The organism is Flavobacterium sp. 316 (genome assembly GCF_000967805.1).
Taxonomy (GTDB): domain Bacteria; phylum Bacteroidota; class Bacteroidia; order Flavobacteriales; family Flavobacteriaceae; genus Flavobacterium; species Flavobacterium sediminilitoris.
The window spans coordinates 281,072-296,691 of sequence record NZ_JYGZ01000006.1 but is presented as its reverse complement, the minus strand read 5'-3'; the positions used below and the strand labels follow the sequence as shown (position 1 = coordinate 296,691).

Here is a 15,620-nt window from a genome sequence, read left to right as displayed (position 1 = left end):
ATTTTGAAACTGACACGAGAAATTAAAACCGCAATTTTAGTTATTTCCTCAATTTTACTTTTTATATGGGGATATCAATTTTTAAAAGGTAAAAACTTATTTGATGCAAGTAAAAAGATATATGTTATTTACGACTCTGTAGAAGGATTAGAACCTTCTTCATCTGTGAAAATAAAAGGAGTTACAGTAGGAAGAGTAAATAAATATGATTTTTTAGAAAATAGAAAAGTATTGGTAGAATTATCAATTACTTCAGATTATCCTATATCAAAATCAAGTATTGCAGAATTAACAGGTTCATCGCCATTAGGAGGAAAAGAAATTATTATTATTCCAAATGATGATGATTCAAATTTGATAGCGTCTGGTGAATATCTTAAAGCAACATCGAAGTTAGGATTAACAGATGCTTTTGCAAAACAGATAGTACCTTTAAAAGATAAAGTTAATCTATTATTAGAAAATGCAAATGTGTTATTTTCAAACTTTAATGAAATACTAGATAAAAAAGCAAAAGCAGATTTAAAAAACAGTTTATCAGAGCTAAATAAAACATTAACAGAGTTTAGTAGTGTTTCTAAAAACTTGAATAATTTATTAGCTAATAATAAAAATAAATTAGATGCTTCATTTACAAATCTAGACAAAACAACAGCAAATTTTGCAGTAATGTCTGATTCCTTAGCAAAAGCAAATCTAGGTGAAACAGTTAAGAATTTAGAAAAAACATTAGCTAATGTAGATAAAATAATGACCGATATTGAAGCAGGAAAGGGAACAATGGGGAAACTAATGAAAGATGAAGCCATGTACACAAACTTTACTAATGCTTCTAAAGAATTAGAATTGTTGTTGCAAGATTTAAGACTACATCCTACTCGCTATGTAAATGTCTCGGTTTTTGGAAAGAAAAACAAACCTTATGTTGCACCAGAAATTAATGATAAAAACGAACAGATAAAAGACTAATTTACTATGAATATTTTACCAAACATTTTATTTGCCATTCTTTTAATAGCAGGAATAGGATATTTTGCTCGAAATGTAAAAAAATTAATTCGAAATATTAAATTAGGTCAAAACGTAAATAGAAAAGATAATCCTTCAGCTCGTTGGAAAAACATGGCAATGATTGCTCTTGGGCAATCCAAAATGGTGAAAAGACCTGTTGCCGGAATATTGCATATTATTGTTTATTTAGGATTTATAATTATAAACTTAGAAGTACTTGAAATTATCATTGATGGTCTTTTTGGAACACATAGAGTTTTTAGATTTTTAGGAGGATTTTATGATATACTTATAGGTTCATTCGAAATCTTAGCATTTTTAGTATTAATAGCTATTATTATTTTCTGGGTAAGAAGAAACGTTATAAAACTAAAACGATTTTGGAAACCAGAAATGAAAGGATATCCAAAAAATGATGCTAATTACATTTTGTATTTTGAATTAGTGTTGATGTCATTATTCTTATTAATGAATGCTGCTGATTTACATTTGCAATTTGTTGAAGGCGGATTTGGTCATTACCATCAAGCAGGTTCATTTCCAATTTCACAATTTATAGCTCCAATTTTTAATGGTATTGATAATAATGTTGTGGCTCTAATTGAAAGAGCAGCATGGTGGCTACATATTTCAGGAATCTTAGTGTTCTTAAACTATTTATATTTTTCTAAGCATTTGCATATCCTATTAGCTTTTCCAAATACTTATTTTGCAGATTTAAATGCAAAAGGAAAAATTGATAATTTAGAAAGTGTTACTAACGAAGTAAAATTAATGATGGACCCATCGGTTGATCCGTTTGCAGCTCCTGCAAATCCAGATGCTGTGCCTGCAAAATTTGGAGCTTCTGATGTGCAAGACTTAAATTGGGTTCAGTTGTTAAATGCTTATACTTGTACAGAGTGCGGACGTTGTACTTCTTCTTGTCCTGCAAATCAAACAGGGAAAAAGCTTTCTCCTAGAAAAATCATGATGGATACACGTGATAGACTAGAACAAGTAGGAAAAAATATTGATGCAAATAAAGGAACTTTTGTTGAAGACGGAAAGTCTTTATTAAATGATTTTATTACGCCAGAAGAGCTTTGGGCATGTACTTCTTGTAACGCTTGTGTTGAAGAATGTCCTGTAAATATTAGTCCTTTATCTATTATTATGGATATGAGACGTTATTTAGTAATGGAACAAAGTGCAGCTCCAATGGAGTTGAATAATATGATGACAAACATTGAAAACAATGGAGCGCCTTGGCAATATAATCAAATGGATAGGTTAAACTGGAAAAACGAAGATTAAAAAATGAAGAAAGAAGAAATAGAAGGGAAATTACAAACCTTAACAATTAATGGAGAACATTTAAGTCCAATTTTACCCGAAGGAATTAAAAATTACCTTATAGATATTGACGGAACAATTTGTGATGATATTCCTAATGAAGAGCCAGAACGAATGGCTACTGCGGAAGTATATCCAGATGCTTTGGCTACTTTGAATAAATGGTATGACGAAGGACATATAATTTTCTTTTTCACTTCAAGGACAGAAGCACATAGAGAAGTTACTGAAACTTGGTTGAAAAAGTATGGATTTAAATATCATGGAATGTTGATGGGGAAACCACGTGGAGGAAATTACCATTGGATAGATAATCACTTAGTAAAAGCAACTCGTTATAGAGGTAAATTTACAGATTTAGTAGATAAAGAAGTTACCATTCAAGTTTTTGATGACGAACATCACGAATAAATAATTAAAAATAAAAAATTTGAAGTTTGTATTATTTCATCTTAAAATATAAACTTTAAACTTTAAACATAAAATGTATGTCTGAAAATATTATAGTGCCTACAATGGCTGAAATGATGGCAGAAGGCAAACAACCTGAAGTTCTATTCTGGGTTGGTTGTGCTGGAAGTTTTGATGATAGAGCAAAAAAAATTACAAAAGCATTTGTGAAAATATTAAATAGAGCAAATGTCCCTTTTGCAGTTTTAGGTACTGAAGAAAGCTGTACAGGTGATCCAGCTAAACGTTCTGGAAATGAATTTTTATTCCAAATGCAAGCCATGACAAATATTGAAGTCATGAATGCTTATGAAGTAAAAAAAATCGTTACTGCTTGTCCACACTGTTTTAATACATTAAAAAATGAATATCCAGAATTAGGAGGTCAATACGAAGTGGTTCATCATACACAATTTTTAAAATCATTATTAGATGATGGTCGTTTAACAATTGAAGGTGGACAATTTAAAGGTAAGAAAATTACATTTCATGATCCATGTTATTTAGGAAGAGCAAACAATGTATACGAAGCACCTAGAGATTTGATTCAAAAATTAGATGCTGAACTAGTTGAAATGAAGCGATCTAGAGCAAATGGATTGTGTTGTGGAGCAGGTGGAGCACAAATGTTTAAAGAACCAGAAAAAGGAGATAAAGACATTAATGTTGAAAGAACAGAAGATGCAATTGAGACAAAAGCAGATATTATAGCTGCTGGTTGTCCATTTTGTAACACTATGATGACAGATGGAGTTAAATTTAAAGAAAAAGAAAGTACAGTCAAAGTACTTGATATAGCAGAATTAATTGCAAACGCACAAGATTTATAATATGAAAAAAATAATCGTCCTTTTATTGATTACGCAATCAATTTTTGCGCAAAAGCTTTCGAAAGAAGAGCTAATAAAGAAAATTTCAGATCAAACATGTCAATGTTCGCAGGAAAAAAACATTAATAAAGATAATCTAGATATAACTTTAGGGTTATGTATTATTGAATCGATTAATAAATTTGAAAAAGATGTTGAAAAACATTTCGGAAAAGATATTCTTGGAAATGAAGAAAAGATGACAGAAATTGCAGAAAGCGTAGGTATGCAATTAGCTTTTAATTGTCCAAGTTTTTTAAAACTGATAAGTGAAATGGAAGAAGAAAATATTGGTTCTGATGATTTTCAAGATGATTTATCAATTTCAGGAAAAATTATTGCAACAAAATCTGAACAGTTTTTAACATTTACACTTAAAGAAGATTCAGGTAAAACAAATTCATTTTTAATATTAGAAAATTTCGAAAATTTATTTTTATTAAAAGATGCAGTTGTGAAACCAACAGATAATGTGAAAGTGCTTTATTATGAAGCAAATTTATATGATGCAAAAAGTAACAAAGTTGTTCCTTTTAAAGTTGTATTAGATATTATAAAACAATAAAATGTATATACCATTTGACACACTACCATTGCATTCTAGAATCTGGATTTATCAATCTAATAGAAAGTTTACAGATGAAGAAATCGCTCAAATAGAGGAGGAAACTAAAACTTTTATTGAAAGCTGGTCTGCACATGGTCAAAGTTTAGAGGCTTCTTTTAAATTAGAATACAATCGATTTATAATAATCGCAGTAAATCAAGATATTCAAGCAGCTACAGGATGTTCAATTGATGCATCTGTACAATTTATTCAAAGCCTTGAACAGAAGTTTAACGTTGATTTACTTGATAAAATGAATGTTACTTTTAAACTAGGCGAACATATAGCACACAAACCACTAATTGAGTTTAAAAAAATGGCCAAAGAAAAAGCTGTTTCTGCTAACACGATAGTTTTTAATAATTTAGTAAATACAATAGAAGAGTGGCAAGATTTTTGGGAAGTTCCAGCTAGTGATAGTTGGCACAATCGATTTTTTTAAACTTTTTTTTTACTATATTTGAAAATCATCATTAGACCAACTTAATGATGATTTTTTTTAAATAAAATTCAGATGTTAAAATATTCAACTTTCATATTTCTATCAATATTTTCACTAATAATTAAACCGAAAAGATTAATTACAAATCTACATCATTCTAATGCTAAAGTAGATAGCACACTTTATTTTCAGCAAAAATGGGTAGATAGTGTATATAATAAGTTAGATTTTGAAGAAAAAGTGGGTCAGTTGTTTATGGTAGCTGCTTATTCTAATAAAAATGAAGAGCATTATAAAGATATTGATGATTTAGTAACACAACATAAAATAGGTGGAGTTATATTCTTTCAAGGAGGACCAATAAGACAAGCCCAATTAACAAATAGATATCAATCTAAATCAAAAATTCCATTATTTGTTGGAATTGATGCAGAATGGGGATTGAGTATGCGTTTAGACTCAACGTATAGATATCCATGGAATATGACTCTTGGAGCTATTCAAGATCATAATTTGATACGAAAAATGGGGAAGCAAATGGCAGAACAATCGAAAAGAATGGGAATTCATTTCAATTTTGCTCCAGTTGTTGATATAAATACAAATCCCAAAAATCCTATTATTGGAAATCGATCTTTTGGAGAAGATAAAATTAATGTAACCAATGCAGCTATTGCTTTAATGGATGGATTACAGAGTGAAGGCGTTCTTGCAACAGCAAAACATTTTCCAGGACATGGAGATACAGAAGCAGACTCACATCATACATTACCACTTGTAAAACACAGTAAACAGAGACTAGATTCTATTGAATTGTATCCATATAGAGAAATGATAAGAAAAGGATTGGCAAGTGTTATGGTTGCACATTTAGATGTTCCAAGTATAGAATCTAGAAAAGGATACCCTACATCTATTTCTTATAATGTTATTACTAATATTTTAAAGAATGAATTAAAGTTTAATGGATTGGTAATTACTGACGCTTTAAATATGAAAGGAGCTAGTAATTTTAAACAACCAGGAGACATAGATTTAGAAGCTTTTTTAGCAGGGAACGATATTTTACTTTTTCCAGAAAATGTACCTGTTGCTATTCAAAAAATAAAAGAAGCATTTGATGATAAAAAAATTACCGAAGAAAGATTAGCTGCTTCTGTAAAAAAGATTCTAAAATATAAATATCAAGTAGGTTTAAATAATTATAAACCAATAAAAATTGAAAATCTTTATGAAGATTTGAATAAATCAGAATATGATGCAATGAACTATACATTGTATGAAAATGCTATAACAACTCTTAAAAATAAAGATAAAATTATTCCAATTAAAAATTTAGAAGAAGAAAAAATTGCCTACTTAAAATTAGGGGATGATACTTCTGAAACATTTTTAAATGTACTTAATAAGTATGCGCGAGTTGACGAGATTACAACTAAAGGTTTAAATGAAACACTACTTGAATTAAAAAAGTATTCTAAAGTTATTATAGGATATCATAGAGCAGATGGAGCATGGAAAAATCATAATTTAAATCAAGAAGATGTAAATTGGCTTAATAAAATAGCAAAACAAAATAAAGTAATTGTTACTTTTTTTACAAAACCATATTCATTGTTAAGAATAGCTAATTTTGATAGTTTTGAGGGGTTAATTTTAGCTTATCAAAATAACGATTTTTCTCAAACAGTTGCAGCAGAAGCTATTTTTGGAGCCATTGGAACAAAAGGAAAAATTCCAGTTTCAATAAATAATGATTTTTATACTAATGATGGAATTAATACAAATAATATTGGAAGATTAGGATTTGAATCTCCTGAAAATGTAGGACTTAATTCTAATGTTTTATCAAAAATTGATTCTATTGCAAATTATGCAATCAATGAAAAAATGACGCCAGGAGCACAAATAATTGTTGCAAGAAGAGGGAAAGTAGTATATCAAAAATCATTTGGTTATCACACGTATGATAAAAATATAAATGTTAAAAATACAGATTTATACGATGTAGCTTCATTAACTAAAATCTTATCAACTTTACCTAATTTAATGATTCAGTTTGATAAAGAAAAAGTAAAATTAGATACTAAATTAAGTACAATGTTGCCTGTTTTTAAAGGAACAAATAAAGCAAATGCAACATTATTAGATATGTTAACACATCAAGCAAGATTTAAAGCATGGCTTCCTTTTTATAAAGAAACTTTGGATAAAACAACAGGAAAACCAAGTGAAAAGTATTACAGAAAAGCATATTCAAAAGAATTTCCTATTCAAGTTTCTGAAAATTTATATTTAAGAAAAGATTATAATGATTCTATAATAAAAGCTATTGCGGATAGTGATTTGTTACCAAAAGTAAAATATAAGTATAGCGATTTTTCATTTATTTTAATGAAAGAGTATTTAGAAAGATCTACTGGTAAAAAATTAGATGTTTTGGCGAATGAGAACTATTATTCTAAATTAGGAGCTACAAGCACAATGTATAATCCTTTGCAGAAATTCGATATGAATGATATAATTCCTACAGAAATAGATAATTATTATAGATACGAAGCAATACAAGGATATGTTCATGATATGGGAGCTGCAATGCAAGGAGGAGTTTCAGGTCATGCAGGATTATTTTCAAATGCCTTAGACGTTGCAAAAATAATGCAAATGTTTATGCAGAAAGGAAATTATGGAGGAGATCAGTTTTTCTCTGAGAAAACATTTAACGCTTTTAATACGTGTTATTATTGTAAAGATAAAAACAGAAGAGGATTAGGATTTGATAAACCTCAATTAGGAGAATCAGGACCTACATGTGGTTGTGTTTCAATGACTAGTTTTGGTCATACAGGTTTTACAGGAACAATGGCTTGGGCAGATCCAGAAAAAGAAATAGTATATGTTTTCTTATCAAATAGAACATATCCAGAAGCAACAACGAATGTATTGTCAAGGGAGAATATTAGAGAAAATATTCAGAAAGTAATTTACGAAGCAATAATGGACTAAGTTATGGTATCAACTGCAAAAACTCCTGAAGAATATATAAAAGAAGCACCTGAGGAAAGAAAAGGTACACTTTTAAAACTTCGAGAAGTAATTTTAAAAAATCTTCCAAAAGGATTTGAAGAAAGAATGAGTTATGGTATGATTGGATATATTGTCCCGCATGAAATTTATCCTTCTGGTTATCATTGCGATCCAAAATTACCTTTACCGTTTATGAGTTTTGCTTCTCAAAAAAATAGTATTAACTTTTATCATATGGGTATATATGCAAATAAAGAACTCTATAATTGGTTTGCTTCTGAATACCCAAAGTACTCTAAGAAAAAATTAGATATGGGAAAAAGTTGTATAAGATTTAAAAAAGCAGAAGATATTCCTTTTCAATTAATAGGCGAATTAACCTCAAAAATTACAGTTCAAAATTGGATTAATACTTATGAAACAACTATAAAGAAGTAAGTTTCTAATCTGGTTTTTAGTCACAATCTATATTTTTAATCTGTATTTTTATAGAATTAATGTAATAATTTAACGAATATTTAAAAATCAAGATAATAAAATTATGGTACTTTTAACGTTTAAAAAAAATCAATGAAAATAGCTATAGTTTGTTATCCTACTTTTGGCGGAAGTGGAGTAGTTGCAACAGAGTTAGGACTTGAGTTAGCAAGAAAAGGACACGAAATCCATTTTATTACATATAGTCAGCCTGTTCGATTAGCCTTATTAAGTCAAAATATTTATTATCACGAAGTACACGTTCCAGAATATCCTTTATTTCATTATCAGCCATACGAGTTAGCTTTATCAAGTAAGTTAGTTGATATGGTAAAATTGTATGGAATAGAAGTTTTACATGTGCATTATGCAATTCCACATGCGTATGCTGGTTACATGGCAAAACAAATGCTTGAGGAAGAAGGAATAAAAATTCCAATGGTAACAACATTACATGGAACAGATATTACTTTAGTAGGAAATCATCCATTTTATAAACCAGCAGTAAGTTTTAGTATTAATAAATCAGATATTGTTACAAGTGTTTCACAAAGTCTAAAAGATGATACTTACAGATTGTTTGATATTACAAATGATATCAAAGTAATTCCTAATTTTATTGAAATTAATAAAGAAAGAATGGATGAAAATACTCCATGTCATCGATCTTTAATGGCAACCGAAGAAGAAAAAGTAGTTACTCATATCTCCAATTTTAGAAAAGTAAAAAGAATAGAAGATGTTGTTAGAATCTTTTATGAAATCCAAAAGAAGATACCTGCAAAATTAATGATGGTTGGAGATGGTCCAGAGAAAGAAGGAGCAGAAAATTTATGCGTTCAGTTAGGAATTCATAACAAAGTAATTTTCTTTGGAAATAGTAATGAAATAGATAAAATTTTATGTTATACCGATTTATTCTTATTGCCATCAGAAACAGAAAGTTTTGGGTTAGCAGCTTTGGAAGCAATGGCATGTGGAGTACCTGTAATTTCTAGTAACTCTGGAGGTTTGCCAGAAGTAAACATAAACGGAGTAACAGGATATTTAAGTGATGTAGGTGATATAGAAGATATGAGTAAAAACGCAATTACAATTCTTCAAGATGATCAAAAAATAAATACATTCAAGAAAAATGCTTTAAAAAGAGCAAGTGAGTTTGATATTAAAAAAATATTACCACTTTATGAAGAAGTATATCAAAGTGCAATTAATCTATATAAGTAAATGAAAACAATTTTATTCACAACACTATTACTACTTACAATGTCTTGTAGTTCAAGTAAAAAAGATATTACCATGGATTTTAACACAATTTACAGTGCTTCTTACGGTGGAAATGAAGAAAAAGGATATCTTATAATAGATAATAAAGATGATTTTATTAAAGAGTTAGAAAGACTTGAAATTACAGAATTTGTACCAAATATCTCAGAGATTAATTTTAATAAAAATAATATTATAATATTACATTTAGGACAAAAAAGTACAGGAGGATTTTCAATAGATATTGATAAGATAGAGTTACTTGAAAATGAGTTGGTTGTTTATTCAAAGATTATTACATCAAAAGAAAAATATGTAACAATGGCACTAACAAATCCATATTGTATATCAATCATTCCAAAAGTCGAAAAATACAATGTAAAATAAAAAATAAAAAAGAGGAACTATTAGTTCCTCTTTTTTTATTAAAATCTATATCTAATACCTAAAGCGATATCTGGACCGAAGTTATCTTCTCTAAAATCATCAGAATTAAAATAAATTTCTGGTCTAAAGTCTAATGATAATTGTAAAGGAAAATCAAATAAATATTCAATTCCTATATCTCCAGCAGCAAAAAAGTAAGCACCGTTATCTTTATATTTATAACCATTTTGGTTATAATTATAACTCCAGCTACCTAATCCACCACCAACTCCAGCATACCAATTAAATCCACCGTCAATATTCCAAACCCATTGGTATAAACCAGCCAATTTAATAGCATCAACATGATTACTATTTCTCCAGCCAAGATCTAATTCTAAACGATTGTTGTCAGATAAACCTCTTTGATAAGAAATTTCACCACCAAAACCATCATTGTCTCCTAATCTTAGCCCTAATGCGTTTTTAGAAATTTCTTGAGCTTGTGTGCTTAGTGCTAATCCTATTAGCATAAAAACCGATAAAATTATTTTTCTCATTTTATTTATTTTAATTGTTTTAAGCAAAATTAAACCTTTTAACGATATTTTGATTACAATATTGCATAAAAAGGTGTAAAATACTCAAATTTTAAAACGTTACAAATGCAATCAATTGATAATCAAGTAATTGTGTTTTTTATAAATAACTATAAATCTTTAAGTAATAATTTATTAAAATAATAATTAAATTTGTTGTTTAAATTAAAGAAGCCAAACTATTGGTATTTTTTAAATGTATGTCCCGCTGTACGCTTTTACAAGGTAATCACTTCCATCGGGGCTATTAATCAAACACTTGGAGTAAAATTATAATTATGGCAGGAAATTCATTTGGAACACTATTTAGACTTTCAACATTTGGAGAATCGCATGGAGAAGCATTAGGAGGAATTATTGACGGTTGTCCGGCTGGTATTGAATTAGATGTTGAGGCTATAACAAAAGAAATGCAAAGAAGAAAGCCAGGTCAATCTAGTATAGTTACTCAAAGAAAAGAGGAAGATGAAGTTCAATTTTTATCAGGTATTTTTGAAGGAGTTACTACAGGTACACCAATAGGCTTTATAATTCCTAATACTAATCAAAAATCAAATGATTATTCTCATATTAAAGATACATATAGACCAAGTCATGCAGACTATGTTTATGAAAAAAAATATGGAATTCGCGATTACAGAGGAGGAGGAAGAAGTTCAGCAAGAGAAACAGCAAGTAGGGTTGTAGCAGGAGCAGTTGCAAAACAAATCATTCCTCAAATAAAAATTAATGCATTTGTATCTGCTGTTGGAGAAATAACATTAGATAAACCATATCAAGAAATAGATTTTTCAAAAATAGAAAGCAATGCTGTTCGTTGTCCAGATTTGGAATTGGCTATAAAAATGGAAGAACACATTAAAGAAATAAAAAAACAAGGCGATACAGTTGGAGGAGTTGTAACATGTGTAATTCAAAATGTTCCTATCGGTTTAGGAGAACCTGTTTTTGATAAACTTCATGCGGAATTAGGTAAAGCAATGTTGTCTATAAATGCAGTAAAAGGATTTGAATTTGGAAGTGGATTTAATGGAGCAAAAATGAAAGGAAGTGAGCATAATGACTCCTTTAATGAAGATGGAACAACAAAAACAAATTTATCGGGAGGAATTCAAGGAGGAATAAGCAATGGAATGGATATTTATTTTAAAGTAGCATTTAAACCTGTTGCCACACTTTTACAGAAACAAGAAGTATTAGATAATAAAGGTAATTTGATAGAGCAACAAGGAAAAGGAAGGCATGATCCATGTGTAGTTCCTAGAGCAGTTCCTATTGTAGAAGCAATGGCAGCATTAGTTTTAGCTGACTTTTATTTATTATCTAAAACATATTTATAAAAAGTTACGTTTTGTTTAATATTTTTTTAATACTCTTGATGGAAACATCATTAAGAAGTTTGTTAAGAATTAATTTTTAGATATTAATCTATATTGAAACAGTTGTGTAAATCTTTATACAACTGTTTTTTTGTTTTAAATAAATAGTTATACAAGCTCACTTTTATATCTTTGTATTAATATTGTTTTTATGAAAAAGATATATTTAGATAATGCTGCTACAACACCATTAAGGAAAGAGATTGTGCAAACGATGACAACTATTTTGTTAGAGAATTATGGAAATCCATCGTCGTCTCATAGTTTTGGAAGAGAAACAAAAACAATATTAGAATCTGCGAGAAAGAGTATTGCAAAACTAATGAATACTCAAGCTTCTGAAATTATTTTTACGTCAAGTGCAACTGAAGCTACAAATTGGATTTTGCGTAGTGCAGTGAAAAATTTAGGAGTAAAGAGAATTATTACATCAAAAATTGAACATCATGCTACTTTACATACTATTATGGTATTAGAACAGGAGTTTGGTGTTGAAATTGTATATCTTCCTGTTCTTTCTGATGGAGTTATTGATATTACTGGTTTAGAGAGTCTTTTTGAAGACGAGGTTTCTACTTTAGTTTCTTTAATTCATGTGAATAATGAATCGGGAGAAATTTTGGATATAGAAGAAGTAGGGAAATTGTGTCAATCGAATAAAGTACTTTTTCATTGTGATATGGTGCAATCAGTAGGTAAGATTAAGATAGATTTACAACAACTTCCTGTTGATTTTATAGTAGGAAGTGCGCATAAATTTCATGGTCCTAAGGGTGTTGGTTTCGCTTTTATTAGAAAAAATATTGTATTGCAACCACTAATTTATGGAGGAGAACAAGAAAAAGGTTTTCGTGCTGGAACTGAAGCAGTGCATCAAATAGCTGGTATGGCGAAAGCTTTAGAGTTGTCTTATGACTATTTAGAAAAAGAACGAAAATATATTACTGACTTGAAAGAATACTGTATCTCGCAATTACAATTAACTTTTCCAGATATTAAAATTATAGGAAAACAGGTGTTTTATAATATAGTTAATGTGATTTTGCCTTTTGAAAGTAGTAAAATAGGAATGTTATTATTTTTATTAGATATGAAAGGTGTGGCAGTTTCAAGAGGAAGTGCGTGCCAAAGTGGAAGTAGTAAGCCATCTCATGTTTTGGCTGAGTTTTTATCCTTAGAAGATCAACAAAAACCTAATATTAGAATTTCATTTAGTCATTTCAATACAAAAGAAGATATTGATGGTTTGATTGAAGCGCTAAAAACAATATAAAAGTGTTTTGAAATATTTAAATTTAATAAAAAAACAAAAAAGAGGCTCTATAAGCCTCTTTTTTAATATAGTATTGAAATCTTAATATAAACTTGGATATTTAGTTGGATTGGATTCATGCATAATTGCATATACTTTTTCAAAAATATCTTCAGCACTTGGTTTAGAGAAATAATCCCCATCTGTTCCATAAGCAGGTCTATGTGCTTGTGAAGCTAATGTTTGTGGTTCGCTATCTAAGTGTTTGTAACCTTTTTGATTTTCGATAATTTCCTGTAGGATATAAGCACTAGCTCCACCAGGAACATCTTCATCAATAACTAAAAGACGATTTGTCTTGGCAAGACTTTTTACAATATCATGATTGATATCAAAAGGTAAAAGAGATTGAACATCTATAATTTCTGCATCAATACCAATTTCTAGTAATTCTTTAGCTGCTTGTTCAATTAAACGTAAAGTAGAACCATAAGATACTAATGTAATATCATTTCCTTCCTTTATAGTCTCAACAACACCAATAGGTGTTTTAAATTCAGCTAAATTGGTAGGCATTTTTTCTTTTAATCGATATCCGTTTAAACATTCAATTACTAAAGCAGGTTCGTCAGTTTCTAATAAAGTATTGTAAAATCCTGCTGCTTTTGTCATGTTTCTAGGAACAAGTACATGAATTCCTCTAATAGCATTGATAATCATTCCCATAGGAGAACCAGAATGCCAAACACCTTCTAAACGATGACCTCGAGTTCTTATTATTAGTGGTGCTTTTTGTCTTCCTTTGGTTCTGTATTGTAAAGTTGCTAAATCATCACTCATTATTTGAATGGCATATAATAAGTAATCTAAATATTGAATTTCAGCAATAGGGCGTAATCCTCTCATTGCCATTCCAATTCCTTGCCCTAAAATAGTTGCTTCACGAATACCAGCATCTGCAACACGGAATTCACCATATTTTTCTTGCATGCCTTCTAATCCTTGATTTACATCTCCAATATTTCCTGAATCTTCTCCAAAAATTAAGGTTTCAGGATATTTTGAAAATATAGCATCAAAATTATCACGTAAAACTAAACGTGCATCTACATCTTCAGCCGTTTCATCATAAGTAGGTTTTACTTCTTTTACTGAAAATATATTTTTATCAGATTGAGAAAATAAATGTGAGCTAAATTTAGGTTGGGTTTTTTCTTGATAAGTAGTTATCCAATTTCCTAAAGTTGTTTTTCCACTTTCATTAATTAGTAAACGTAAGGCTTTACGAGCAGTAGTTAAGACATCTTTTCGAATAGGTTCTTTTAAAACAGCTAAATCATTAATATGTTTTTCTATAAAAACTTTATTTGTACTTGTTTCAGCAATTGATTTTAGCAAGGTAATAAGCTCTTCTTGTTCAGTTTTGATAGGTGAAGTAAATGCAGTCCATGCTGCTTTTTTTCCTTCTAAAACGGCTTTTTTTGCTGTTAAATTGATATCTGTTAGTTCTTCTTCAGTTGCAATATTGTTTGCAATTATCCAAAGTTTCATTTGTGCTAAACAGTCAAATTCTGTTTCCCATTCAAGGCGTTCAGTACTTTTATATCTTTCATGACTTCCAGATGTTGAATGTCCTTGAGGTTGTGTTAATTCATTTACGTGAATTAAAACAGGAATGTGTTCTTTTCTTGCTATTTGAGATGCTTTTTGATAAGTTTCCACTAAAGCTGGGTAATCCCATCCTTTTACACGTAGAATTTCATAACCATTATTATCTTCATCTCGTTGAAAACCTTTTAAAATTTCCGAAATATTCTCTTTTGTAGTTTGATATTTTGCATGTACCGAAATTCCATATTCATCATCCCAAACACTCATAACCATTGGAACTTGTAATACACCTGCTGCATTAATGGTTTCAAAAAATAATCCTTCAGATGTAGAAGCATTTCCTATTGTTCCCCAAGCAATTTCATCACCTTGATTAGAAAAATGGGTTTTATTTTCTAATCCTTTTACATTTCTATATATTTTCGATGCTTGTGCTAATCCTAAAAGACGAGGCATTTGACCTGCGGTAGGAGAAATATCAGCACTAGAATTTTTTTGAGCAGTTAAATTATTCCAATTTCCATTTTCATCTAAACTGTGTGTTGCAAAGTGTCCACCCATTTGACGACCAGCGCTCATAGGATCATGATTGATATCTGTATGACCATATAATCCAGCGAAGAATTGTTCAATATTCATTGCGCCAATTGCCATCATGAAGGTTTGGTCTCTGTAATATCCTGAACGGAAATCACCATTTTTAAATGCTTTTGCTAATGCTAATTGAGGTACTTCTTTTCCATCACCAAAAATACCAAATTTAGCTTTACCAGTAAGAACTTCTCTACGTCCTAAAAGACTACATTCTCTACTTGTTACAGCTATTTTATAATCATTGATAACTTCGGTTTTGAAATCTTGAAAAGACAAAGTTTCTTTAGCGACAGAATTACTCATAATGTAAATGTTGTTATTGCAACAAATGTAAT

14 protein-coding genes are annotated in these 15,620 nt (G+C 29.5%); 12 read left to right on the top strand and 2 right to left on the bottom strand.

The window, feature by feature from the left end; all coding sequences use genetic code 11:
• Window positions 1-3 precede the first annotated feature (3 nt).
• The 10 genes from SY27_RS14790 to SY27_RS14745 all read left to right on the top strand — a co-directional run bounded on the left by SY27_RS14790 (window position 4) and on the right by SY27_RS14745 (window position 9,871).
• Entirely contained in the window at window positions 4-969 is a 966-nt protein-coding gene (locus SY27_RS14790; RefSeq protein WP_045971682.1) for an MlaD family protein, read from the top strand.
• A gap of 6 nt (window positions 970-975) precedes the next feature.
• Window positions 976-2,307, top strand: a complete 1,332-nt coding sequence (locus SY27_RS14785; protein ID WP_045971680.1) for a (Fe-S)-binding protein — start codon at window positions 976-978, stop codon at window positions 2,305-2,307.
• Window positions 2,308-2,310: 3 nt separating this feature from the next.
• Window positions 2,311-2,757, top strand: a complete 447-nt coding sequence (locus tag SY27_RS14780) for a phosphoheptose isomerase (RefSeq protein ID WP_045971678.1) — start codon at window positions 2,311-2,313, stop codon at window positions 2,755-2,757.
• Between the two features lie 77 nt (window positions 2,758-2,834).
• Complete coding sequence (locus SY27_RS14775) at window positions 2,835-3,626, top strand: (Fe-S)-binding protein (RefSeq protein ID WP_045971675.1); 792 nt, start codon at window positions 2,835-2,837, stop codon at window positions 3,624-3,626.
• Between the two features lies 1 nt (window position 3,627).
• Window positions 3,628-4,230 (top strand): hypothetical protein, encoded by a 603-nt coding sequence (locus SY27_RS14770; RefSeq protein WP_045971673.1) that lies wholly within the window; start codon window positions 3,628-3,630, stop codon window positions 4,228-4,230.
• A gap of 1 nt (window position 4,231) precedes the next feature.
• Window positions 4,232-4,714 (top strand): hypothetical protein, encoded by a 483-nt coding sequence (locus SY27_RS14765; protein ID WP_045971671.1) that lies wholly within the window; start codon window positions 4,232-4,234, stop codon window positions 4,712-4,714.
• Between the two features lie 72 nt (window positions 4,715-4,786).
• The gene (locus SY27_RS14760; protein WP_045971669.1) at window positions 4,787-7,720 is read left to right on the top strand and encodes a glycoside hydrolase family 3 N-terminal domain-containing protein; all 2,934 of its coding nucleotides are present in this window, start codon (window positions 4,787-4,789) and stop codon (window positions 7,718-7,720) included.
• Window positions 7,721-7,723: 3 nt separating this feature from the next.
• The gene (locus SY27_RS14755; RefSeq protein WP_045971667.1) at window positions 7,724-8,179 is read left to right on the top strand and encodes a DUF1801 domain-containing protein; all 456 of its coding nucleotides are present in this window, start codon (window positions 7,724-7,726) and stop codon (window positions 8,177-8,179) included.
• 132 nt (window positions 8,180-8,311) lie between these two features.
• Window positions 8,312-9,445, top strand: coding sequence for an N-acetyl-alpha-D-glucosaminyl L-malate synthase BshA (gene bshA / locus SY27_RS14750; RefSeq protein WP_045971666.1), 1,134 nt, complete (start codon window positions 8,312-8,314; stop codon window positions 9,443-9,445).
• Window positions 9,446-9,871 carry a protease complex subunit PrcB family protein gene (locus tag SY27_RS14745; RefSeq protein WP_045971665.1) on the top strand — a complete coding sequence of 142 codons (426 nt, stop codon included), beginning with the start codon at window positions 9,446-9,448 and terminating at the stop codon, window positions 9,869-9,871.
• Window positions 9,872-9,909: 38 nt separating this feature from the next.
• Here the strand turns inward: SY27_RS14745 and SY27_RS14740 are convergent, their stop codons facing one another.
• Entirely contained in the window at window positions 9,910-10,410 is a 501-nt protein-coding gene (locus SY27_RS14740) for a hypothetical protein (RefSeq protein WP_045971664.1), read from the bottom strand.
• A 317-nt stretch (window positions 10,411-10,727) separates the two neighbouring features.
• On the opposite strand from SY27_RS14740, the gene aroC reads away from it, so the two are divergent.
• Both aroC and SY27_RS14730 read left to right on the top strand, forming a co-directional pair.
• Window positions 10,728-11,789, top strand: a complete 1,062-nt coding sequence (aroC, locus tag SY27_RS14735; protein ID WP_045971662.1) for a chorismate synthase — start codon at window positions 10,728-10,730, stop codon at window positions 11,787-11,789.
• Window positions 11,790-11,979: 190 nt separating this feature from the next.
• The gene (locus tag SY27_RS14730; protein ID WP_045971658.1) at window positions 11,980-13,101 is read left to right on the top strand and encodes a cysteine desulfurase family protein; all 1,122 of its coding nucleotides are present in this window, start codon (window positions 11,980-11,982) and stop codon (window positions 13,099-13,101) included.
• 81 nt (window positions 13,102-13,182) lie between these two features.
• On the opposite strand, the gene SY27_RS14725 is transcribed toward SY27_RS14730, so the two are convergent.
• The gene (locus SY27_RS14725; protein ID WP_045971656.1) at window positions 13,183-15,588 is read right to left on the bottom strand and encodes a thiamine pyrophosphate-dependent enzyme; all 2,406 of its coding nucleotides are present in this window, start codon (window positions 15,586-15,588) and stop codon (window positions 13,183-13,185) included.
• Window positions 15,589-15,620 lie beyond the last annotated feature (32 nt).

What these genes read in the sequence shown, in the direction of transcription:
- SY27_RS14785 (WP_045971680.1), top strand. Translation starts at nt 976, where the DNA reads ATGAATATTTTACCAAACATTTTATTTGCCATTCTTTTAATAGCAGGA.
- SY27_RS14780 (WP_045971678.1), top strand. Translation starts at nt 2,311, where the DNA reads ATGAAGAAAGAAGAAATAGAAGGGAAATTACAAACCTTAACAATTAAT.
- SY27_RS14775 (WP_045971675.1), top strand. Translation starts at nt 2,835, where the DNA reads ATGTCTGAAAATATTATAGTGCCTACAATGGCTGAAATGATGGCAGAA.
- SY27_RS14770 (WP_045971673.1), top strand. Translation starts at nt 3,628, where the DNA reads ATGAAAAAAATAATCGTCCTTTTATTGATTACGCAATCAATTTTTGCG.
- SY27_RS14765 (WP_045971671.1), top strand. Translation starts at nt 4,232, where the DNA reads ATGTATATACCATTTGACACACTACCATTGCATTCTAGAATCTGGATT.
- SY27_RS14760 (WP_045971669.1), top strand. Translation starts at nt 4,787, where the DNA reads ATGTTAAAATATTCAACTTTCATATTTCTATCAATATTTTCACTAATA.
- SY27_RS14755 (WP_045971667.1), top strand. Translation starts at nt 7,724, where the DNA reads ATGGTATCAACTGCAAAAACTCCTGAAGAATATATAAAAGAAGCACCT.
- bshA (WP_045971666.1), top strand. Translation starts at nt 8,312, where the DNA reads ATGAAAATAGCTATAGTTTGTTATCCTACTTTTGGCGGAAGTGGAGTA.
- SY27_RS14745 (WP_045971665.1), top strand. Translation starts at nt 9,446, where the DNA reads ATGAAAACAATTTTATTCACAACACTATTACTACTTACAATGTCTTGT.
- SY27_RS14740 (WP_045971664.1), bottom strand. Translation starts at nt 10,410, where the DNA reads ATGAGAAAAATAATTTTATCGGTTTTTATGCTAATAGGATTAGCACTA.
- aroC (WP_045971662.1), top strand. Translation starts at nt 10,728, where the DNA reads ATGGCAGGAAATTCATTTGGAACACTATTTAGACTTTCAACATTTGGA.
- SY27_RS14730 (WP_045971658.1), top strand. Translation starts at nt 11,980, where the DNA reads ATGAAAAAGATATATTTAGATAATGCTGCTACAACACCATTAAGGAAA.
- SY27_RS14725 (WP_045971656.1), bottom strand. Translation starts at nt 15,588, where the DNA reads ATGAGTAATTCTGTCGCTAAAGAAACTTTGTCTTTTCAAGATTTCAAA.